Origin of the sequence: Streptomyces sp. NPDC050674 (assembly GCF_040654575.1) — a bacterium.
Lineage (GTDB): Bacteria > Actinomycetota > Actinomycetes > Streptomycetales > Streptomycetaceae > Streptomyces.
The window spans coordinates 226,321-248,162 of record NZ_JBFAIG010000005.1; the positions used below are offsets into that span (position 1 = coordinate 226,321).

Annotated in this window: 17 protein-coding genes, 1 pseudogene and 1 riboswitch; of the genes and pseudogenes, 10 read left to right on the forward strand and 8 right to left on the reverse strand. The window is 72.7% G+C overall.

The window, feature by feature from the left end:
* Positions 1 to 46 precede the first annotated feature (46 nt).
* The gene (locus AB0I06_RS11365) at positions 47 to 1,399 is read left to right on the forward strand and encodes an SWIM zinc finger family protein (protein ID WP_363118536.1); all 1,353 of its coding nucleotides are present in this window, start codon (positions 47 to 49) and stop codon (positions 1,397 to 1,399) included.
* A gap of 239 nt (positions 1,400 to 1,638) precedes the next feature.
* Positions 1,639 to 3,318, forward strand: coding sequence for a DUF5691 domain-containing protein (locus AB0I06_RS11370; protein WP_363118537.1), 1,680 nt, complete (start codon positions 1,639 to 1,641; stop codon positions 3,316 to 3,318).
* A 428-nt stretch (positions 3,319 to 3,746) separates the two neighbouring features.
* Here the strand turns inward: AB0I06_RS11370 and AB0I06_RS11375 are convergent, their stop codons facing one another.
* Entirely contained in the window at positions 3,747 to 4,163 is a 417-nt protein-coding gene (locus AB0I06_RS11375; protein ID WP_363118538.1) for a cobalamin B12-binding domain-containing protein, read from the reverse strand.
* A gap of 551 nt (positions 4,164 to 4,714) precedes the next feature.
* Here AB0I06_RS11375 and AB0I06_RS11380 point away from each other — a divergent pair.
* From AB0I06_RS11380 to AB0I06_RS11390, 3 genes and pseudogenes are all read left to right on the forward strand, one after another.
* Entirely contained in the window at positions 4,715 to 5,578 is an 864-nt protein-coding gene (locus AB0I06_RS11380) for an alpha/beta fold hydrolase (RefSeq protein WP_363118539.1), read from the forward strand.
* Positions 5,579 to 5,797: 219 nt separating this feature from the next.
* Positions 5,798 to 7,357: a peptidoglycan DD-metalloendopeptidase family protein gene (locus AB0I06_RS11385; protein ID WP_363118540.1), complete on the forward strand. Its 1,560-nt coding sequence runs from the start codon at positions 5,798 to 5,800 to the stop codon at positions 7,355 to 7,357.
* Between the two features lie 9 nt (positions 7,358 to 7,366).
* Positions 7,367 to 7,558: pseudogene (locus AB0I06_RS11390) on the forward strand (transposase); the annotation flags it as partial.
* A 57-nt stretch (positions 7,559 to 7,615) separates the two neighbouring features.
* On the opposite strand, the gene AB0I06_RS11395 reads toward AB0I06_RS11390, so the two are convergent.
* Positions 7,616 to 8,485, reverse strand: a complete 870-nt coding sequence (locus tag AB0I06_RS11395) for an alpha/beta hydrolase (RefSeq protein WP_363118644.1) — start codon at positions 8,483 to 8,485, stop codon at positions 7,616 to 7,618.
* A 236-nt stretch (positions 8,486 to 8,721) separates the two neighbouring features.
* Positions 8,722 to 11,226: a DNA helicase PcrA gene (gene pcrA, locus AB0I06_RS11400; protein ID WP_363118541.1), complete on the reverse strand. Its 2,505-nt coding sequence runs from the start codon at positions 11,224 to 11,226 to the stop codon at positions 8,722 to 8,724.
* A 325-nt stretch (positions 11,227 to 11,551) separates the two neighbouring features.
* Positions 11,552 to 11,725, forward strand: a riboswitch (cyclic di-AMP (ydaO/yuaA leader).
* Positions 11,726 to 11,732: 7 nt separating this feature from the next.
* Between pcrA and AB0I06_RS11405 the strand changes: the two genes are divergently transcribed.
* A complete protein-coding gene (locus AB0I06_RS11405) occupies positions 11,733 to 12,911 on the forward strand; it encodes an NlpC/P60 family protein (RefSeq protein ID WP_363118542.1) in 1,179 nt (392 codons plus the stop codon).
* 77 nt (positions 12,912 to 12,988) lie between these two features.
* A complete protein-coding gene (locus AB0I06_RS11410; protein WP_363118543.1) occupies positions 12,989 to 13,927 on the forward strand; it encodes a hypothetical protein in 939 nt (312 codons plus the stop codon).
* Here the strand turns inward: AB0I06_RS11410 and AB0I06_RS11415 are convergent.
* Complete coding sequence (locus AB0I06_RS11415; protein ID WP_363118544.1) at positions 13,905 to 14,258, reverse strand: hypothetical protein; 354 nt, start codon at positions 14,256 to 14,258, stop codon at positions 13,905 to 13,907. The genes AB0I06_RS11410 and AB0I06_RS11415 overlap by 23 nt on opposite strands.
* A gap of 423 nt (positions 14,259 to 14,681) precedes the next feature.
* On the opposite strand from AB0I06_RS11415, the gene AB0I06_RS11420 reads away from it, so the two are divergent.
* Positions 14,682 to 15,740 carry a C40 family peptidase gene (locus tag AB0I06_RS11420; protein ID WP_363118545.1) on the forward strand — a complete coding sequence of 353 codons (1,059 nt, stop codon included), beginning with the start codon at positions 14,682 to 14,684 and terminating at the stop codon, positions 15,738 to 15,740.
* Between the two features lie 9 nt (positions 15,741 to 15,749).
* On the opposite strand, the gene AB0I06_RS11425 is transcribed toward AB0I06_RS11420, so the two are convergent.
* On the reverse strand, positions 15,750 to 16,490 hold the full coding sequence (locus AB0I06_RS11425; protein WP_363118546.1) for a response regulator transcription factor: 741 nt from the start codon (positions 16,488 to 16,490) through the stop codon (positions 15,750 to 15,752).
* The gene (locus AB0I06_RS11430; protein WP_363118547.1) at positions 16,487 to 17,776 is read right to left on the reverse strand and encodes a PspC domain-containing protein; all 1,290 of its coding nucleotides are present in this window, start codon (positions 17,774 to 17,776) and stop codon (positions 16,487 to 16,489) included. Before AB0I06_RS11430 ends, AB0I06_RS11425 begins: the two co-directional genes overlap by 4 nt.
* 177 nt (positions 17,777 to 17,953) lie before the next feature.
* On the opposite strand from AB0I06_RS11430, the gene AB0I06_RS11435 reads away from it, so the two are divergent.
* The gene (locus AB0I06_RS11435; RefSeq protein WP_363118548.1) at positions 17,954 to 19,405 is read left to right on the forward strand and encodes a PspC domain-containing protein; all 1,452 of its coding nucleotides are present in this window, start codon (positions 17,954 to 17,956) and stop codon (positions 19,403 to 19,405) included.
* A complete protein-coding gene (locus AB0I06_RS11440; RefSeq protein ID WP_363118549.1) occupies positions 19,392 to 19,613 on the forward strand; it encodes a hypothetical protein in 222 nt (73 codons plus the stop codon). The genes AB0I06_RS11435 and AB0I06_RS11440 overlap by 14 nt, the downstream gene beginning before the upstream one ends.
* Positions 19,614 to 19,626: 13 nt before the next feature.
* On the opposite strand, the gene AB0I06_RS11445 is transcribed toward AB0I06_RS11440, so the two are convergent.
* Together AB0I06_RS11445 and AB0I06_RS11450 are read right to left on the reverse strand one after the other, a co-directional pair.
* The gene (locus AB0I06_RS11445) at positions 19,627 to 20,154 is read right to left on the reverse strand and encodes a DoxX family membrane protein (RefSeq protein WP_363118550.1); all 528 of its coding nucleotides are present in this window, start codon (positions 20,152 to 20,154) and stop codon (positions 19,627 to 19,629) included.
* Between the two features lie 117 nt (positions 20,155 to 20,271).
* Positions 20,272 to 21,624 (reverse strand): hypothetical protein, encoded by a 1,353-nt coding sequence (locus AB0I06_RS11450; RefSeq protein WP_363118551.1) that lies wholly within the window; start codon positions 21,622 to 21,624, stop codon positions 20,272 to 20,274.
* Positions 21,625 to 21,842 lie beyond the last annotated feature (218 nt).

A 21,842-nucleotide genomic window follows, 5' to 3' on the forward strand; every position in this document is an offset into this window, starting at 1 on the left:
CCGCTCGCCGACCCGATTGTCAGTGGTGGGATCTACCTTCGATGGCATGACTCAGCAGGGGGTGCGCTGGACGGCGGACCAGGTGCTGGCACTGGCACCTGACGCCGCATCACGCAAAGCGGGCAGCAAACTCGGCGCGGCGGGACCGTGGTCCGAGACGGGCAGTTCCGGGGAGGGGGCGGTGTGGGGGCTGTGCAAGGGCAGTGGGAGCAAGCCCTACCAGACGGTCGTCGACATCGCGGACGCCGCCGGGCCCGCGTACAAGTGCAGTTGCCCGAGCCGTAAGTTCCCGTGCAAGCACGCCCTCGGACTGCTGCTGCTCTGGGCCGGTGACGACGCGGCGGTGCCGCCGGGGCAGGCTCCGGAGTGGGCCGGGCAGTGGATGGAGGGTCGGCGCAGGCGCGCGGAGGAGAAGAGGAGCGGGGACGGCTCCGGTGCGGCGTCCGGGGCAGCCGATCCCGAGGCGGCGCGGCGCCGGGCGGAGCGCAGGGCCGAGCGGGTCACAGCGGGCGCGGTGGAGCTGGAGCAGCGCCTGACGGACCTGCTGCGCGGCGGCCTGGCGTCGGCGGAGCAGGCGGGGTACGGCCTCTGGGACGAGACCGCGGCCCGGATGGTCGACGCCCAGGCCCAGGGTCTGGCGGGCAGGGTGCGGGAGTTGGGGGCGATCCCGTCCACGGGGCCTGGCTGGCCGGTGCGGCTGCTGGAGGAGTGCGCGCTGTTGCATCTCCTCGGCCAGGGCTGGCTGCGCCGCGAGCGGCTCCCGGACGGTCTCGCCGCCACGGTCCGCTCCCGCATCGGCCTGCCGGCCTCCGCGGACGGCCCGCCGCTGCGGGACCGCTGGCTGGTCCTCGCCCAGTACGACACGACGGACCCACGCCTGACGACCCGCCGCATCTGGCTGTACGGCGCCGAGTCCCACCGCACCGTGCTGCTCCTCTCCTACGGCGCCGCCGGACGCGCTCCGGAGCATGCCCTTCCGGTGGGGCTGGCCCTGGAGGCGGAGGTGTCCGCGTATCCGGGCGCGGGGCAGCGGGTGGCCCTGGGCGAGCAGTTCGCCCCGCCCGCGCCCTCGGCGATACGCCCACCGGGGATGACGACGTCCCAGGCGGCCGCCCGTTACGGAGACGCCCTGCGCGACGATCCGTGGCTGGATTCCGTCCCGGTGACGCTGGACCGGGTCGTCCCGGCCCCGAACGGCGACTCGTGGCAGCTGGCGGACGCCGACGAGGACGCGGCGTTGCCCCTCACTCCCACCGCGCGTTCCCGGCCGGGCCTGTGGCGGCTGATCGCCCTGTCGGGCGGCGCCCCGGTTAAGGTGTTCGGCGAATGCGGCCACCAGGGCTTCACCCCCCTGACGGCCTGGCCCGACGGACCGGGCGAGGCAGTCGCCCTGTGCTGAGGCCGCGACGCGGGCACGGTCAGGGGCAGGGCCACCGGGCCCGGGCGTGCGGCAGCGCAGACACGAGCGGGGCGGCCACCCCCCACAAGGGCGGCGGGGCGCAGACACCGACGCCCCTCCCAGCCACGGCTGTTCACCCCGTCTCACGCATCCCACAGATCCACGAATCTTTCAGGCATCACGGGACATCCGGTAAGGGCGAGCCTTCAACCACCGGGCGCCCTGCGGAAAGGAAGCTCATGACCAGGATCTCCGCTCCTGTCAACGCGCCCGGCACGGACGCCTGGGAGGGGCTCGTCACCACCGCGCTGCTGGGCACCGACCGCCGCACCCCGCCGGGCACCACGCCCGGCCCGGACGCCCCCGCGGCCCTGCTGGACGCGGCGGCCGTGCAGACCGTGCGGCGCCGGGCCGGTCTGCGTCCCGCGCGGGCGGCCGAGCGGCCGCAGCCGGCTCCGCAGGACCCGCGTCCCGCCCTGCCATCGGCGGCGGCCCGCAGGCTCGCGATGCTGCTGGCCGACCGCCCCGGCCCGTCCGGCGGTGGCCGGCGAGGCGCCGCGCCCGACCTGATGGAGCTGCTGCCCCAATGGCTCGCCGCGGCGAACGCCCGTGGGTTCGCACCGCCTCCGCAGGCGCTTCCGGCATTGCTGGACGCGGCGCGCGGCCGTACCGACCTGCGTCCCGCGGTGCTGGAGTTCGCGGGGCCGCGGGCCCTGTGGCTGGCGCGGCTGAACCCGGACTGGCGATTCGCCCTGCGGGCCACCCCGGGCGGCGGAGCGGCCCTGCCGCCCATCGGGGACGACGACCGTATCCAGCAGCTCTGGCAGGAGGGCTTGTTCGCCGAACGGGTGGCCCTGCTGTCCGCGCTGCGCTCCCGCGAACCGGCCGCCGCACGCGACCTGCTGGCGACGACCTGGGCGACGGAAAGGGCCGAGGACCGGCTGATGTTCCTCGACTCGCTGCGGGCGGGCCTGGGCGCGGACGACGAGCCGTTCCTGGAGCAAGCCCTGGCCGACCGCAGCCGCAACGTCCGGGCGACGGCGGCGGAGCTGCTGTCGTCCCTGCCCGGCTCGGCGCTCGCCGCGCGTATGGCGGTCAGGGCGGAGGCCTGCGTCGCCCTCGACCACGCGCAGATCGCCCAGCCGCCGGCCACCGGCAGTGCGAACGAGGGACCGGGCGCGGCTACGCGGCCCACCCCGGCGATCGTCGTCGAGGCGCCGCACGAGTGTGATGCGGGCATGGAGCGCGACGGCGTCGTGGCGAAGGCCCCGGCGGGGCGGGGTGAGCGGTCCTGGTGGCTCGGCCAGCTGGTGGAGGCGGCACCGCTCGGGACCTGGTCCCGGCGGCTCGGCGGACGCACGCCGGAGGAGATCGTGGCGCTGCCGGTGGCGGACGGCTGGCAGGGCGAACTGCACGCGGCGTGGTGCCGGGCGGCGGTGCGTCAGGAGGACGCCGCGTGGGCACGCGCGCTGCTCGGCGAGCCGTCGGCGCCGGAGGCGGGCGGTCCTGGGGCGGTCTCGCTGGCCGAACGCGCCAAGCTGCTCGGCACGCTGGGCGCCGCCGAGCGGGCCGAGTGGGTGGCCGGCTTCATCGCCGCGCACGGCCTGTCCGAGGCCTTCCAGTTGCTCGGAGTATGTGCGGTGCCCTGGGCCGCGCCGCTCGGCGGAGCCGTGGTGGACGCGCTCAACATCGCTCGGGACGCGGGGAGTTATCCATGGAGTTTCAGCGGGGTCATGGGCCTGGCGGAGCGCTGCCTCGACCCGTCCGAGGCCGCCCGGCTCGACGCCCTGCTGGCCGTGCCGGACGAACCGGAGAACGCGTCCCCGGGAGCGGGCGGCTACTGGGCAGAGGCCTTCCAGCGCCTGGTGACGACCCTGCGTCTGCGCGCGGCGATGGCCGAGGAACTGGGAACGGCCTGACCCCGGACCGCCCGGCGGAAGGTGGGGACCTTCCGGCCGCCGGGCGGTCCGCCCGGCGGTCCGCCGGACGCCGCGGAGCACACCGACGTCAGCTACGAGACGAACGGCACGGGCAGCGGACAAGGCAGGCAGGACCACAGGGGCGACAGGAACGACAGGGAGCACAGCAAGCACGGCGACCACAGGCACGGCCGCCACAGACAGCCGTCAGGCCGCGAGTTCCCCGGAGCGAGAACGCACGGCCACCGGCCGGAGCCACTGGACCGGCCGGATCTGCCGGATCTGCCGGACCGCCCGGACCCGCCGGACCGCCCGGACCCGCCGGACCCCCCGGACCCGCCGGACCCCCCGGACCCGCCGGACCCCCCGGACCCGCCGGACCGCCCGGCCCGCCCGGACCCGCCGGCCCGGGCCGGACCGCCGCAGGCCTAGGCCCCCGCGGGCTGGCGCGCGTTCGTCCGGACCCAGTCCACGATCGACGCCGTCGTCGCGCCCGGGGTGAAGATCTCCGCGACGCCCTTCTCCTTCAGCAGGGGGATGTCCGCCTCGGGGATGATCCCGCCGCCGAAGAGAAGGATGTCCTCCGCCTCGCGCTCCTTGAGCAGGTCGATCACCGCCGCGAAGAGCGTGTTGTGCGCTCCGGAGAGGATGGACAGCCCGATCGCGTCGGCGTCCTCCTGGATCGCCGTGTCGACGATCTGCTCGGGAGTCTGGTGGAGCCCGGTGTAGATGACCTCCATACCGGCGTCGCGCAGGGCCCGCGCGATCACCTTGGCCCCGCGATCGTGGCCGTCGAGCCCCGGCTTGGCCACCACCACGCGGATCGGACCGGCTGCCACACCCATCACTGCCTCCATGAAGCGACTACATCCATCCGTACCGACAAGTACCGCACACATCGGGCAAGCCGTACATGCCGCACCGCACGGACTCCCCGCCCCGAACCGTCCGGGCAAGTGAACGAACGTTATCTCCAGCATCCCGCAACCGGCAGTTTCGGGGCGGAGAGCGAGGGGGAAATCACACGATGGGACAAGCGCAAGGGGAGTCGCAACGGGGTTGCCGTACCGCCACGCCGCCCAGGGCACACAGCGGCGGCCGGACACTTCGGCGAAGGCACGCAGAGCAAGCACCGCATTCACGGCACGGACCGCACGCACAGCCAGCAGGGCAGACACGGCGCATCAGCGGGGACCCCCGTCACCCCACCGGTCGGGGACCCCCGTCGCACGTCCGGCGTCCCGGACGCCACACGCCGCGCTCTGCCCCCGCAGCTCACGCGACTCATGCGGCTCACGCCGCTCGCGCGGTCGACGCCGGCCGCCTCCGCAGCTGCTTTCCACGAGGGCACACGGGGGGCGGAACCGTCCTCCCGCGTGCCGACAGGAGGTCGGCCATGAAGGTCACCAGGGCTGCTCTGCCCTTTCTTCCGTTCTGCGAGCGCCTGCTGCCGGGCAGGTTCGCGGGACTCTCCGTGGCCCTGCTGAAGGCGACCGCCCTGGAGTTCGCGATCCTGGCCGGGCATCTCCTCCTCTACCCGTCGGGCATCGCCCAGGAGCGGCGCGCCCCGGTTCCGGTGCCGCCCGTGGACGGCGCCGCCCAACTGCCCACGCGGGCCAAGCCGCCGGTCGTCCTGCTGCACGGCTTCATCGACAACCGCTCGGTCTTCGTCCTGCTGCGCCGCAGCCTCGCCCAGCACGGCAGGCAGCAGATCGAGTCCGTCAACTACTCGCCGCTGACCTGCGACATACGGGCCGCGGCCGAGCAGTTCGGCCGGCACATCGAGGAGGTCTGCGAGCGCACCGGGTCCCGGCGGGTCGACGTCGTCGGGCACAGTCTCGGCGGTCTGATAGCGCGTTACTACGTGCAGCGGCTCGGCGGTGACGCGCGTGTGCGGACGCTGGTCACGCTCGGCACGCCGCACGCGGGAACCCGGGTGATGCCCGTGGCGAACGCGCACCCCATCGTGCGCCAGATGCGCCCCGGCTCACCGGTGCTCGAGGAGCTCACTCTGCCCGCCCCTGACTGCCGTACGCGCTTCGTCGGCTTCTGGAGCGACCTGGACCATGTGATGGACCCGGTGGAGACGGCCCGTATCGACCATCCCGACCTGATGGCGCAGAACGTGCACGTGACCGGCATCGGTCATCTCGCCCTGCCCGTGCACCCCGCCGTCGCCAACGGCATACGGGAGGTTCTCGACACGGCCCAGCCGGGTGAACCCTCCGCCGAACACACCGGCGGTCTGACGGTGGCCTGAAACTCGTCATACAGCGGGCACGTCGCGCCACAGCACCGCTCAAGGTCGAACAAACTTCGAACACAGAACCAAACCCGTGCCCGCCGTCCGCCAAAACACGGCCGAATGCCCGTTTCCTGCGCGCGCGAAACCTGCAGAAGATTGTCGTGCCCGCGTACCGCCGGGTACAGTCGCCGCACTGCTCTGGCAGCCCCTGTTGTCGAGGCGAAAGAGAAGTTGGTGAACGACCGTCACCCGTCGGGGACCATGACCCCGGCTCCGGCTTCCGACGCCGCCTCGGCGCCCTACGCGTCGTACGGCACCCAGGAAGCCCAGTACGGCGACCTCACCACGTACGGCGACTACGCCGCCACCGGTTTTGACGCCACCGGTGCCACCGGTGCCACCGCTGCCGGTACCCACGGCGCCGGTTTCGATGCCTCCGGGCCCGCCACCACGACCTTCGCCACGGATCCCCTCTTCGGCGACATGCCGGGCGGCGGCCACGACACGGGTGCCTACGACACCGGTCAATGGCCCACCGGCACGCACGAGAACGTGCACTACGACGCCTACGCGGCCCAGCACCACGCGGCCTACGACACCGGCGTCTACGACACGACGTCCTGGACGGGCGAGCAGCAGCCGATGTCGGCGATCCCGTCGCCGAGCCCGCCCCCGGACGCCACCGGGCAGTGGGAGGCCGGCGCCTGGCTCCAGCCGGACCAGTCCGGCGACCCCGCCGACCGCACCCAGCAGTGGGAGTGGGGCACGCAGGCCTTCGACACGGGCGCGTACGACGCCACGCAGTGGAACTCCGACGGCACCGCGGCACCGGCCCCCGAGGCGTACGAGCACCCTGCTGAAACCTTCGACCAGCTCGAGACCGCGACGTTCGAGCAGGTCGCCTACGACCAATCCGCCGGGGTCGGCTACGAGCCCACGGCGGACGGCAACGAACCGGCCGCCACCGGTGAACTGCCCGTCGTCACCTCGCTCCTGGACGACCAGGAGGACGTCGCCCCTGCGCCGTCCTCGCGGGCGGCCGCACGCGCCGGGTCCCGTTCCCGCCGCCGCACACCCCCCAAGCGCTCGGCGCTGATGACCATCGCGGTGCCCTCGGCGTGTGTGATGGGGGTCGCCGGGATCGCCGCCGCCTCCGTCGGTACCTTCGCCGACGACAGTGCCGCCGAGGCACGGACGACCGCGGCGGACGCCCAGCCCGTCCAGCCGGCCGCGGCCAACAACAAGCTGGACACCCAGCTCCAGAGCCTCGCCGCCGGCGCCGACGACTTCGCCGACCGGGCCAGCCGTACGCAGGAGCGCATCGACCTCAAGGCGCAGCAGGCCGCCGAGAAGAAGCGCGCGGCGGAGGAGGCGGCCCGCAAGGAGCGGCTGCGCCCCAAGTTCGCCCTGCCGGTCGCGCGGCACGGACTCAGCGCCTACTACGGCCAGTCCGGCATCAACTGGATGTCCCTGCACACCGGCATCGACTTCCCCGTCTCGTACGGCACGACCGTGATGGCCGCGACCGACGGCACGGTGCGCACGCAGTGGAACAGCGCGTACGGCAACATGCTGATCCTGACCGCCAAGGACGGCACGGAGACGTGGTACTGCCATCTCTCCACCTACACGGTCGCCTCGGGGACGACCGTCAAGGCCGGCGATCCGATCGCCCGCTCCGGCAACTCCGGCAACTCCACCGGCCCGCACCTGCACTTCGAGGTGCGCCCGGGCGGCGGCTCGGCCATCGACCCGCTCCCGTGGCTGCGCAGCCACGGCATCGACCCGACGTAACGTCCGGCAGGCACCATCTCCCAGGGCGTTCGGGCCTTCGGTCTGCGGCAATGCCGGTATCGCGGCCTGGCCAAGGCGCGGCTACGACATCAGCTCACCGCAACCGCTATGAACTTCCACCGCCTCAACGCCTGGTGGACCGGCACCCCAAGGGCCTGCACCCGCACTTCCCATCTGGCACCCCTGGGACCGGCTGGATAGAGCTCGTGCGCTGAGCACTTCCCTACGGTGCTCTGCGGGAGGTGGCCCAGAGGTTTCTCACTCAGCTCGGCCGGCGAAGAAGTCCGCAAGGGAAGATGCGAGCGCTTCCGGAGCCTCTTCGGCCACGTGATGCCCGGAGTCGATGCCGTGGCCGCGTACGTCCGGTGCCCATTGACGCCAGATCTTCACCGGGTCCCCGTACAGGTCCTCGATGTCGTCCCGGAGCGACCAGAGGATCAGCGCCGGGCACTGGATCCGTGTCCCGGCCGCGCGGTCGTCCTCCTCGTGCCGCGGGTCGATGGTGAGGCCGGCTCGGTAGTCCTCGAGCATCGCCCGCACCACGTCGGGGTTCCTCGTGGCCGCGCGCCACTCGTCATAGTTCTCCTGTCCCATGCTCTGGGGGTCACCGTGGTACCAGCTGTCCGGATCGGCGTTGATGACCCGCTCAGGGATGTCCGGCTGGGCGAAGAAGAACCAGTGCCACCACTGCGTGGCGAACTCGGTCGTGATGCGGGACAGGTGCTCGGTGAGGGGCAGACCGTCGATCAGCGCCACCCGCGAGACCGCGTCGGGGTGATCGAGCGCGAGACGCAGCGCGACACTGCTACCGCGGTCGTGCCCGGCGAGCGCGAACCGGGCATGGCCGAGGGAGCGCATCACCTCGACCACATCACCGGCAACAGCCCGCTTGGAGTATCCCGCGTGGTCTGCGGTAGGCGCCGGACCGGTGGACCGGCCGTATCCCCGGAGATCGGGACAGACCACGGTGAAACCGCGTCGGACGAGGAGCGGGGCGACGCGATGCCAGGTCGCAGATGTCCGGGGGTGGCCGTGCAGCAGCACCACCGGCGGCCCGTCCCCGCCGTAGCGAACGAAAATCGATGCTTCATCGACCTGAACCCGCCTGGTATCAAAGCCCTCGAACAAGGCCCGGACCTCCCGCCCTCGTTGACACACCGCCACGGCGCCCATCGGTCCAGGACAACCCCGTACTCGCACACGCGGACCACCCTGCCAACAGGCTGCGCAAGACGGCCCCCTTTGCCGACGAGTGCTGAACCGACACAGCCTTCCTCATCCCCCGCAGAACCCGTGGACACAACTGCCTGATTCGCCAACGGTGTCGTCGAGCGAGCAGGGGCCCACCGGTTCACCTCACCGGGCTACAGCTTCTCCACCGGCGCGTACCGCAGCAGCAGCCGCTTCGGCTTGGTGTCCCCGAAGTCGATCGTCGCCTCGGCGTTGCCGCCCGTGCCCTTGACCGCGACGACGGTTCCGAGCCCGAACTGGTCGTGTGTGACCCGGTCCCCGACCGCGAGCGACACCACCGGCTTCTCCGAGGTGCGGCGGGTGGCGAACCCGGAGGCGCCCGAGGCGGACGAGCGGGAACGGGACGACGACAGCGAGGCCGCCACCGCCGAGACCGGCCCGGAGGACGCGGGCGCGGTCGCACCGGTGCGCTTCCACTCCAGGTGCGCCGCGGGGATCTCCTCCAGGAACCGGGAGGGCGGGTTGTAGGAGGGCTGGCCCCAGGCGCTGCGCAGCGTGGAGCGCGTCAGATAGAGCCGCTCCCGCGCGCGGGTGATGCCGACGTAGGCCAGGCGCCGCTCCTCCTCCAGCTCCTTGGCCTGTCCGAGGGCGCGCATGTGCGGGAAGACGCCGTCCTCCATGCCGGTGAGGAAGACGACCGGGAACTCCAGGCCCTTGGCGGTGTGCAGGGTCATGAGCGTGATGACGCCGTCGCCGTCCTCCTCGTCGGGGATCTGGTCGGAGTCGGCGACCAGGGCGACCTGCTCGAGGAAGTCGGACAGGGAGGCCTGCTCGTCCTCGCCGCGCTCCTGCTCGAACTCCATGGCGACGGCGGCGAGTTCCTGGAGGTTCTCGATCCGGGTCTCGTCCTGCGGGTCGGTGGAGGCCTGGAGCTCGGCGAGGTAGCCGGTGCGTTCCAGGACGGCCTCCAGCACCGTGGCCGGTCCGGCGCCGGACTCGACGATGGTGCGCAGGTCCTCCATCAGGGTGTTGAACCGCTTGACGGCGTTGGTGGAGCGCGCGGCCATGCCGTACGCCTCGTCGACGCGCTTGAGCGCCTGCGGGAAGCTGATCTTCTCGCGCTGGGACAGGGCGTCGATCATCGCCTCGGCGCGGTCACCGATGCCCCGCTTGGGGACGTTGAGGATCCGGCGCAGCGGCACCGAGTCCTCGGGGTTGGCCAGCACGCGCAGGTAGGCCAGGACGTCCCGGACCTCCTTGCGCTCGTAGAAGCGGACGCCGCCGACGACCTTGTAGGGCAGGCCGACGCGGATGAAGACCTCTTCGAAGACACGGGACTGGGCGTTGGTGCGGTAGAAGACGGCGACGTCGCCGGCCTTGGCCTCGCCCGCGTCCGTGAGGCGGTCTATCTCGTCGGCGACGAACTGGGCCTCGTCGTGCTCGGTGTCGGCGACGTAGCCGGTGATCCGGGCACCGGCGCCCGCGTTGGTCCACAGGTTCTTGGGACGGCGGGACTCGTTGCGCTCGATGACCGCGTTGGCCGCGCTGAGGATGGTCTGCGTGGAGCGGTAGTTCTGCTCGAGCAGGATCGTCGTGGCGTCCGGGTAGTCCTCCTCGAACTGGAGGATGTTGCGGATCGTCGCGCCGCGGAAGGCGTAGATCGACTGGTCGGCGTCGCCCACCACGCACAGCTCGGCGGGCGGGACCTCGGCCTCGGGCGGTACGTCGACCGGGTGCTCAGCGGTGCCGACGAGCTCGCGGACCAGGGCGTACTGGGCGTGGTTGGTGTCCTGGTACTCGTCGACCAGGACGTGCCGGAAGCGGCGGCGGTAGTGCTCGGCGACGTCCGGGAAGGCGCGCAGCAGGTTGACCGTCGTCATGATCAGGTCGTCGAAGTCGAGTGCGTTCGCCTCGCGCAGCCGCGACTGGTACATCGCGTAGGCCTGGGCGAGGGTCTTCTCGAACCCTCCCCCAGACTCCGTCTGGGAGGTGCCCCCAGTGGCCTGGGCGGCGAAGTCCTCCTCGTCGATCAGCTCGTTCTTCAGGTTGCTGATCTTGGCGCTGAAGGACTTCGGCGGGAAGCGCTTGGGGTCGAGGTCCAGGTCGCGGCAGACCAGGGCCATCAGCCGCTTGGAGTCGGCGGCGTCGTAGATCGAGAACGACGAGGTGAAGCCGAGCCTCTTGCTCTCGCGCCGGAGGATGCGCACGCACGCGCTGTGGAAGGTCATGACCCACATGGCGTTCGCGCGCGGGCCGACCAGTTGCTCGACGCGCTCCTTCATCTCACCGGCGGCCTTGTTGGTGAAGGTGATCGCGAGGATCTGGCCGGGGTGCACGTCCCGCTCGGCGAGCAGGTGGGCGATGCGGTGCGTGAGCACACGGGTCTTGCCGGAGCCTGCGCCGGCCACGATGAGCAGCGGGGAGCCGGAATGGACGACGGCGGCGCGCTGGTTGTCGTTCAGCCCCTCCAGGAGGGTGGCGGTGTCCACCACCGGGCGGGGGGCGCCGTCCCGGTAGTAGGGGTCGTGGTCCGGCGGCGCGTCGAACTTCCCGCCGAACAGATCGTCCGGGATCGACTCCGGAACGTGATCGTCCTCGGGCGGCGGCGGGGGCTCGTCCGCGGGGCCCCGCCGGGCCTGGAGGTCCGCCAGGAAGCTGTCGTCAAAGAGGCTGCTCATCGCTCTCCGAGTCTAGGGCGCCCCACTGACAGCACGCCGCCGCCCCGAGAACATCGCCGGAACCTCGCCGCGCACCCGGCCGCGGATCGACCGTCCGGCGGCGCATTGTCGCCCTCCATGACCGGCCGGTGACGGCCTGCTACACCCTCCTCATTCGTGGACATGTCGTGATCAACCGCCCCGGATCGTTCACTCTCCGCAACGCTCATGAGTAAGGTCACGAAAATGTATCGGGCATATCACCCATCAACCTTCACAAGGGCCACACGAATTGGCTACGGTGCGATCAGGCCGCATGACCCCCACCGGCGAACGTCGCCGGGCCGCGCGGCCTCCGCCGAGTCCGGTGTGCCGCAGCGGCAGCCGGAGCCGGGGACCCAACCGTGAACCTGGGGTGAATCGGCCCGACTCCCTGTGCGGAGAAGGCCGTAGGGCAACCCTTCCGAACCATCCGCCCGAACCCGACAGCTAACCCGGTAGGCGGAACGTGGAAGGAGTCGCCTCCCTTGGCGTCGCACCGCAAGTCGCGTCCTACGGGTACGCGCGTGGCAGGCATACGGACCCCCGCCCTCGCAACGGCGGCCCTCACCTCCGTGGCCCTGCTGTCCCAGTCGGCCAACGCCACCCCCGAGGCCGACGACAAGCCCAGCCTGGAGGACGTCGAGAAGAAGGTCGGCGACCTGTACCGCCAGGCCGAGTCGGCCACCGAGAAGTACAACGCGGCCAAGGAGAAGACCTCGAAGCAGCGCAAGCGCGTCGACACCCTCCTGGACGACGTCGCCCAGCGCACCCAGAAGCTCAACGAGGCGCGTGAGGAGCTGGGTTCCTTCGCCTCCGCCCAGTACCGCACCGGCGCCGCCGCCCCGGACACGGCCACGTTCCTGCTCGCGGACACCCCGCAGGACTACTTCGACCAGACCCAGCTGATGGACCGGATGACGGGCCGTCAGAAGGTCGCGGTCGACGACTACGTCACGCAGCAGTCCGAGACGATGAAGAAGCGCCAGGAGGCGACCGAGAGCCTCGAGACGCTCACCGAGTCGCAGGGCGACCTGAAGGCAGCCAAGGCCACCGTCCAGCGCAAGCTGGCCGACGCCCGCGAGCTGATGTCCCGGCTGACCGCCGAGGAGAAGGCCCGGCTCGCGGCGATCGAGCGGGAGAAGCGGGAGGAGGCCGCCCGCAAGGCCGACGAGCTGGCCCGGCAGCAGGCCGCCCGGCAGACGGCGCAGGACCAGGCGGCGGGGCAGCGGGAGGGCGGGTCCTCCGCCTCGGGGTCCACGGGCTCCGGCTCGTCCTCCGTGACCGTCCCGGCCGACTCCTCGTACGCCACCAAGGCCGACAAGGCGCTCGCCTTCGCCCGTGCCCAGATCGGCAAGCCGTACGTGTGGGGCGCCGTCGGCCCGGGCTCCTACGACTGCTCCGGACTCACCCAGGCCGCCTGGAAGGCCGCGTCCGTCACCCTGCCGCGCACCACCTACGACCAGGTGAACGCCGGCACCACGGTCCCGCTCTCCCAGGCCCAGCCCGGTGACCTGGTGTTCTTCTACGACGACGTCACCCATGTCGGGATCTACATCGGCAACGGCATGATGATCCACGCCCCGAAGCCCGGCACGTACGTGCGCGAGGAGTCGATCTACTACGACGGCGAGTCGGCGATCCACAGCGTGGTGCGTCCGGCCTGACGGTCTTGGTCCGATTTTGAGGGGCACGCGCGCGTGCCCCTCTCCCCGCGCGCACGGCGCTGCCTAGCATCGGCGCCATGCCCGGTCTCCCCCTGTCCGCCGCCCTGTGCGCGATGTACGCGCTGACGACCGGCGCCCTGGCGGTCGGTCTCGACTCGGCGGGGTACGAGACCCTCTCCCGTGTCGCCCTCGTCCCGGCCTGCGCGGCCTGGGCCGGGGCGGTCGCGTACGCCGTGCTGCGGCCCTCGCGGCCGCGGTGGCCGGCGCAGACGCCGACCGCGCTCACCTTTACGGCGGCGACCGCCCTGATCGGCACCGGCTTCTGCGCGGCCGGCTGGCAGCGGTCGGCCGCGGCGCTGCTGGCGCTCGCGGCCCTGCTGTGGGCGGCGCTGCTCGTCGCGGCGAACCCGGAGCGCCGCGGCACGGTGTTCCTGCGGTGTGCGGCCACCCAGGGGCTGGCCGTGCTCGGCGCCACGCTCGCCGCGGCCGAGTCGGCCGCCTGGCTCGCCCACGCGGCCATGGTGCTGTTCTGGCCGGGGCTGGTGCTCTACTGCTTCGCGCTGCTGCGCTTCCCGCCGCGGGAGGTGACCGAGGGGCGCGGGGACCACTGGCTCGCGGCCGGGGCGCTCGCCCTGTCGGCGCTGGCCGGGGCACGTCTGATCAGCGCCGACAGCGCCCGCATGTACCTGTGGAACGACGACGACCACGCCGTCCTCGGCAGGGTGACGGCCGGGCTGCTCGTGCTCACCCTGGTCTGCTGCGTGGGCCTGCTCACCGCCGAGCTCGCCTGGCCCCGGCACGGCTACGACGTGGCCCGCTGGGCGACCGTCTTCACCGCGGTCGGCACGGCCGTGGCCGCCCTGGCCGTCGCCGCCGCCCTGGACGCGCCCTGGCTCGACGCCCTCGGCGAGGTCCTGCTGTGGATGACCGTGGCGGCCTGGCTCGGCTGCACCGCCTGGGCGCTCACCTCGGCGCGCGCCCGTCCCTCCCGGGTCAGGTCCAGAGCACGGCGATGAAGACGTTCGCCGTGGTCAGCAGCCCGACCAGGCCGAACAGGCCCTTGTCCACCTTCTCCTCGTCCCGCTTCACATAGACCAGGCCGAGGATCACGATCAGCAGGGCCAGCTTCACGCCGATCTTGATGTTGTCCACGGTCTGGTCGTCGGCCTGGTTGAGGCCGACCAGCGCCACACCGGTGACCAGCATCGTCAGCGCGCCGTGCAGCATCGCGGGCGTGAAGCGGGCCGTGCCCTCGCCCATCGCCTTCATCTGGGTGAGGAATCCGCCCAGGAGCGCGGCGATGCCGACGATGTGGAGGCCGACGAAGAGGTGGATGAGTACGTCCATGAGGCCGGAGCCTAATCAGGGGCCCGCGGGCCGCCCGACACCGGGCCACTGATGCATATATGCGCCCCATAGCACCCGATCAGGGTCACTCGCGCACGATTCGGCGCATCGGTCATCACGCTGAGTGAAGCGTGCGGGGTCGAGACGGCGCTACGGTCGCATACGGTCACCGCCGGTCCTCTCGAGACAGTTCCGCACACCCGCCACCGGCCCGCCTCGGCGACGTTTAACGTCCTCCTCCAGGTGCCCGGCTCCCCACCGCCGCCCGGGCCAGGGGCGGCAGTCGGACACCACCGCCGAGAAGTCCGGCGGCGATCCGCTCCCCCTGTGCGGGCCGTCGCCGGACGCGCAGGCCGCCCGTCCGTTCCCCCCGGCGGCCGTATGCGCCCTCACCGGCGGTCGAGGAAAGGACGTGGCCTCCAGGTGGCAGCGCACCGCAAGCCCCGACAGCGCGCATTGGGTGGCGGCAAGGCCCGTACGGCCGCCACGATCGCCCTCGCGGGCGCGGCGACGGCGACGGCCTTCGACGGGACCGGGCACGCCGAGCCCCCGCTCACCGCCGGTCAGGTCAAGGCCGAGGTGGACAAGCTGTACCGGGAGGCGGAGGTCGCCACCGAGAAGTACAACGGCGCCAAGGAGGAGGCCGAAGCGGCCGCGCAGCGCCTGAGGAACCTCCAGGACCAGGCGGCGCGCAAGGAGGAACGGCTCAACTCGGCCCGCCAGGGCCTGGGTTCGGTCGCCGCCGCGCAGTACCGCGCCGGCGGACTGGATCCCGCGGTGCAGCTCGCCCTGTCCGACGACCCCGACCGGTACCTGGAGAACGCCGAGTTCGTCGAGCGGGCCGGCAACCGGCAGAACGCCGCCGTCTCCGGCGTGCGCAAGCGGCTGAGGGAGATCGAGCAGCTGCGCGGGGCCGCCCACATCGAGCTGACCTCCCTGAAGTCGCGGCAGACGGAACTGAAGCGGCACAAGAAGACGATCACCGGCAAGCTGGGCTCCGCCCGGCGGCTGCTGTCCCGGCTCGAACCGCAGGAACGTTCCCGGCAGGGCGGATCCCCGGACCGCGCCTCACGCTCCACCGGCGCGCGGGACACCCTGGCGGCCCCCGGCCCGGCCTCCTCCCAGGCGCCCGACTCCCGGGCGGCCGCCGCCGTCTCCTACGCCTACCAAAAGCTCGGCAGCCCCTATGTGTGGGGCGCAACCGGCCCGAACGCCTTCGACTGCTCGGGTCTGGTGCAGGCCGCCTACCGCGCCGCCGGGGTCTCCCTGCCGCGCACGACGTACTCCCAGATCGCCGCCGGCCGCCGCGTCTCCCGCTCCGAACTGCGCCCCGGTGACCTGGTCTTCTTCTACGCCGGCATCAGCCATGTGGGCATCTACGTGGGCAACGGGCAGATGATCCACGCCCCGAACCCGTCCGCGCCGGTGCGCGTCGCCCCGCTCGACGAGATGCCGTACGCGGGGGCGACGCGGGTGGTGTGAGCGCCGGTGTCAGACCAGCCGGCGAGCCGTCGCCCAGCGCGTCAGCTCGTGCCGGTTCGACAGCTGGAGCTTGCGCAGCACCGCCGAGACATGCGACTCGACCGTCTTCACGGAGATGTACAGCTGCTTGGCGATCTCCTTGTACGCGTACCCCCGCGCGATGAGCCGCAGCACCTCGCGCTCGCGCTGGGTCAGGCGGTCCAGGTCCTCGTCGACCGGCGGCGCGTCCGTGGAGGCGAAGGCGTCCAGGACGAACCCGGCCAGCCGGGGCGAGAAGACCGCGTCGCCCTCCTGGACGCGGAAGATCGAGTCCACGAGGTCCGTGCCGGTGATCGTCTTGGTGACGTATCCGCGGGCCCCGCCCCGGATCACGCCGATCACGTCCTCCGCCGCGTCCGACACGGACAACGCGAGGAAGCGGACCGGCTGCTCGGCGTCGCCCATCAACGGGGCGCAGCGGCGCAGCACTTCGACACCGCCGCCGCCGGGCAGGTGCACATCGAGGAGGACCACCTCGGGCCGGGTCGCGGTGATGACCGTGACGGCCTGGTCGACGTCGGCGGCTTCGCCCACGACCTCGACACCGGTCTGCTCGGTCCGGCCGATCTCGGCCTGGACCCCCGTGCGGAACATGCGGTGGTCGTCCACGAGGACCACGCGCACATGGCGCCCGGGGCCGCCGTCCGACTCCGCGGGGCCGGCCGCCTCCGCCGATCCCGCCGTACCGTTCGCCTCGGTCGGGTCGCTCATGACGTCTTCTCCGCCCTCTCCATCTCCAGCTCGACCTCCGTGCCGCCGTCCGGCACCGCGCGCAGCCGCGCCGTACCGCCGTGGCGCTCCATGCGGCCGATGATCGATTCTCTGACACCCATCCGGTCGGCGGGTATCGAGTCGAGGTCGAAGCCGGGGCCGCGGTCCCTGACGGACACGAAGACCGTCCTCCCCTCGACCTCGGCGAAGACCTGTACGGCGCCGCCCTCGCCACCGTACTTGGCGGCGTTCACCATTGCTTCCCTCGCGGCCTGCATCTGTGCGGCGATCCCGTCGTCGAGCGGGCAGTCGCCCACGACCACGACCTCGATGGGCACGCCGTGCTTGTCCTCCACCTCGGCCGCGTTGTGCCGGACGGCGTCGGCGAGGGTGGTGGGTTCGTCGGCCTCGTCCTTGCCGGTGCCCTCGGGCTTGTAGAGCCAGGTGCGCAGGTCGCGCTCCTGGGCACGGGCCAGGCGACGCACCTCGCCGGCGTTCTCCGCGTTGCGCTGGATCAGGGTGAGGGTGTGCAGCACCGAGTCGTGCACATGGGCGGCGACCTCCGCGCGCTCCTGGGCGCGGATGCGCATGAGGCGCTCCTCGGACAAATCCTGCGTCATGCGCACCAGATACGGCCCGGCGAGCAGCGTGATCCCGACGAGCACCGCGAGGGCTGCCTGGAGCACCGAGCCGAGGTGGGCCGCCGAGCCTTGCAGGACGAAGATGCCGGAGACGCCGGCCGTCACCAGCAGCACCCCGCCCACCGAGCGCAGCAGCGTCACCGTGCGCCGGCGGCGGCCGACCTCGGCCCAGCGGGCCCGGCGGGCGTTGTCCGCCTGCCGCCAGACCAGGGCGACGCCCGCGCCGACGAGCACCATCGGCCAGAGGTAGACCCTGGCCCCGCCGCTGAGATTCACGTTGCCCACGAAGACCATGGCCACCACGACCATGAGGAGCAGGGCCACGATCTGGCCCTTGTCGGGCCTGCGCGCGACGCGTCTGCGGCGGCCGTCGGGCGAGGTCTCCGCGACCGGGGGCGGCGGTTTCTGCGCCTCGACCCCGCCGACGCCGAGCGGGACGAAGAACCAGAACGCGGCGTACAGCAGCGCGCCTAGGCCGTCGGCCATGAACAGGCCGACGAAGACAAGCCGCACCCAGATCACGGGCAGCCCGAGGTGCCCGGCGAGCCCTCGCGCCACGCCCCCGAGCCAGCGTCCGTCACTGCTGCGGTAGAGCTTGCGCGGCGGCCGCGGTTCGGCGAGTGGCGCTGCTGCGGCTTCCGACATGCCATTGATGGTCACACGCGCGGCAGGCCGGAGCATCAGGGTCGTCCCCTAGAGCTCCCCTGATCTGCGTGGGCCACCCCCCGGGCGGTTGCCGGGCGGCCCCTCAGGGCCGATATCAGGGTCCGGCCAGGGTCGTTCCGGCTCCCGCCCGGGCGCCGCGCCCGTCACCATGGATCCATGACCGATCACGAGCACGCCGCGACGGGTCCGGGACCCGGCTCCGGCCCGCGCCCCACCCCGGGTGCCGGGCCGCAGGGTGCCGCGCCCGCCGCGGGCTCCGCACCCGGGCGCGCGGACGCGGGAGAGCAGGGGGGAGCACCCGGCGCGACCGCCTCCGCCGAGGACGCCGTCCCGGCCGGGCCGCCCCACGCCTTCCGCCGCGACCGCCGCCACAAGACCCTGGCCGGTGTCTGCGCCGGGCTCGGGCGGCAGTGCGACATGGACCCGGTGATCTTCCGCATCACCCTCGCCGTGCTCTCCGCCACCGGCGGTATCGGTCTGCTGTTCTACGGCTTCGCCTGGCTCTTCGTCCCGTACGACGACGAGGAGGAGAACGAGGTCCGCAAACTGCTCACCGGCCGTGTCGACGGCCAGGCCCTGGCGGCCGTGCTGTTCGCGCTGGTCGGCTGCGGGGTGTTCCTGACCATGCTGAACAACGGCGGGGTGCTGACCTTCGCCGTCGTCCTCTCCCTCCTCCTCGCGGGCGCCGGTTACTGGTCGCGCCACCGCGGCACCCCCAGCCCCGATCCGCTGGCCGCGCAGGCGGTCGCCGACGCCCCGCCGGAGCCGCAGGCGCCGCCGGCGTTCCTCACCGGCCCCTCCTGGTGGCGCGACCCGATCGTCAAGGACGGCACCCACATCGGCGGCACGGGCTATCTGTGGGGCCCGCGCGACACCCACGACCTCGACGTCGCGGCGGCCGTCGACGTCAGCCTCGGCACCCGGCCGGGCGCCCGCGAGGACCGGCCCGCCCCGCGCTCCCGGCCGCCTGAGCGCGGGCCGCGCCGGATCGGCGGCTGGGTCTTCCTGCTGGCCCTGCTCGCGGGAGCCCTGGGCACCAGCCGCACCTGGGACGGGCACCCGCTCGGCACCAGCCTTCAGACGGGTCTGGCCTGCGCGCTCGCCGTGCTGGGCCTGGGCATGGCCGTCAGCGCCTTCCTGGGCCGGACGGGAGCCGGCTCGATCCTCCTGGCGATCGTCACGGCCGGTCTGCTCGCCGGAGCGGCGGCCCTGCCCAAGGACATCGACACCCACTGGGCGCGCACCACCTGGCAGCCCGCCGGCGTGACGGACGTACGGCCGCGCTACGACCTGGGGACGGGCGTCGCCACCCTGGATCTGAGCAGGCTGGACCTGACCGGGAAGCAGACGGTGACGACGCGGGCGGAGGTCGGCATGGGCAAGCTCAGGGTGGTCGTGCCCGAGGAGGTGACCGTGCGGCTGAACGCCGAGGTCGGCATCGGCGACCTCCATCTGCCGGGCGACGACCCGAAGGACCTGGACGTGCGGCCGGACCGCCACCAGGAGATCACCCTCTCCCCCGCCGAGGGGGCCGGGAGGTCCGGCACCATCGACCTGGATCTCCAGGTCGGCATGGGAAAGGCGGAGGTGGCCCGTGCTGCGTCATGAACTCCAGCCCGGCAAGCTGGTCGCCGGCGCCGTCCTGATCCTGGTGGGCGTCCTGTACGCCGGTGACGCGGGCGGCGCCTGGGAGACCCCGTGGTTCGTGGCGATCCCCCTCGTCACGGGCGGGCTGTGCCTGGCGGGCGCGGTGGCGCTCCTGACGGGCCGAGCCCGCCGCCGCCGGAGAGGCCCCACGGGCACGGACCCGGCGTGACGCGGGCGGCCCGCTAGCGGTACCCGCCGCGCCGCCGTCGTCGGGAGCGCAGCGCGGCGTCGAGGGACAACAGGGGCGCGCCCGCCAGGATCAGGGGCGTCCAGGCCATGAGGTAGGCGAGGTCGTTGCCGTAGTAGTACGGGTCGGAGGCCCAGCTCACTGTCAGCCACAGGCTCAGCGAGATCAGCGCGCCGCCGAGCGCGGCCAGACGGGCGAGCAGGCCGAGCAGGGTGCCGATGCCGACGGCCAGTTCCCCGAAGGCGATGGCGTAGCCGAACCCGACGGGGCTCTTGAGGGAGAGGTCGACCAGGGCGGGAAGGGCGGAGGAGTCGCGGACGGCGCGCATCATGTCGCCGATGGACCCGGGGCCGGAGTCCCTCATGAAGGCGCTGTCGGTGAGTTTGTCCAGCCCGGCGTAAATGAAGGTGACGCCGAGGAAGAGGCGCAGGGGCAGCAGGGCGTAGCGGGTGGCGTTGTCCCGCCAGTCACCCCCCTCACCGAAGTGGGGGACGTGCGTGTCTGTTCGCATACCGTGAGTCATCGCTGCTGACCGCCTCTCGCCCGTACCGAGACCCCCCTGACAGACCATACGTACGACGAAGGGGCCACGCTCAATCCCGCGGGAGAGGCCGGTGCGGTCCGGCCGATGGATGCCGGCTCACTCCGTCACGTCGACCGTGTACCGGTTCGTCTCCACGCCGGCCGCGGTGACCACCTGCACCTCGACCCGCCCCGGTTCCACGTCCGCCGGCACCGGGACCGTCAGCAGGGTGTCCGTGGGGTTGCGGAACCCGCCGGGCACCGGCACCAGCGGTACGTGGACGTGCACCGCGCCCACCCGCACCACCATCCGGGCCAGCCGGTCGGCGCCCTGCGCGCCGGGCGGCACGAACCCGGCGCCCCGGATCTCGATGTCGTCCCCGGTGCGGATCGGCCCGTCCAGGTCACCCGCCTCCCGGGCGCGGACCACGGAGAGGATGACCGGCCGGCCGCCCTCGGCATACTTGCCGGCCAGGTACGTCGCCGCCGACACCAGCACCACCAGCGCCAGTCCCCACGGCAGGTCCGGCAGTTGTTCCGGCCGCCTGGCCAGCCGTACCGCCGCGAAGACCAGGGCGACACCACTGATCACCACGTACTGGATGTCGGCGAAGGTGCCCCGCCCCGCGTCGTCGGTCAGCAGGTCGGCGGCCCGGGGCCGGTCGGCGCGGATCTTCTGCAGCCGTTGCCCCAGGACCCGCAGCCCGACCACCCGCCGCACGAGCACGGCGATCCCGCACACCACGGCCAGCACGGTCACGACCCCGGCGCCCCGGGCGAGGTCCAGCCCGGCGATCAGGGCGTCCCGCTCCCGGCCCCGCGAGGCTGCGGCGAGCCGTCCGGCGAGCACGAGGACCGCGTACGCCACGAAGAGCACCCAGGCCGCCGCGACCGTGCGGGAGGTGGACAGCCGGTTGTCCTCACCGATCACCGGCGCCAGGACCCCGCCCTTCGCCCGGTGGAACCACGACGCGGCGGTCAGCGCCGGTGCCGCGATCAGCGCCGCGGCCAGCCCCGCCGTGCGCGCCGCCGTCCAGCCCGCGCCGACCGCCGTGAGGGCCTGCCCGAGGAGCAACAGCACGACGGCGGCCCAGACCACGGCCGTCGTGCGGCGCCACAGGCCGGTCAGCCAGGCCAGCCCCTCGGCCCGCCTCCGCTCGGCGACGTGCTCGGCGGACTGGGCCAGTGCCTCGGAGACCCACTGGCGGGACGCCGACGCGGAGTGGGCCACCGAGGCCGGCAGCCCCTGCCCGGCCGCGAACTCGTCCCGTCGGCGCAGGAAGGCGGCCATGGCCCGCCGATGCCCCTCTCGCGCCCCGTGCGGGCAGTCACCGCAGGCACACCCGCCCTGGTGTCCGCCCCCGGACCCGACCGGGTGACCAGCCGGGTAACCCCTGCCGCGGCCACCCGAGTACCCCTCGGCGCAGGCGCCCGCGTCCACGCCGCCCTGCCTCGCCTCCCCCACCGCCACGCCCGACGCCCGCCTTCCCGCGACCCAACCACCGCCGGTCTTCCGGATGCCGGAAACCCCGCTGCGCAACTCTCGTGCGACGTCAGCGAATTGTGCCCTAACCAGCCGGTTCGCGTCGGCCCGCTCTGGTCAACACGGGTGAACTTCGACGCGCCCTGTTGACCCCGCCGGGAGGGTCCCCCTATGGCCGGGATCATCCAGCGCGACGGCACCTGCTA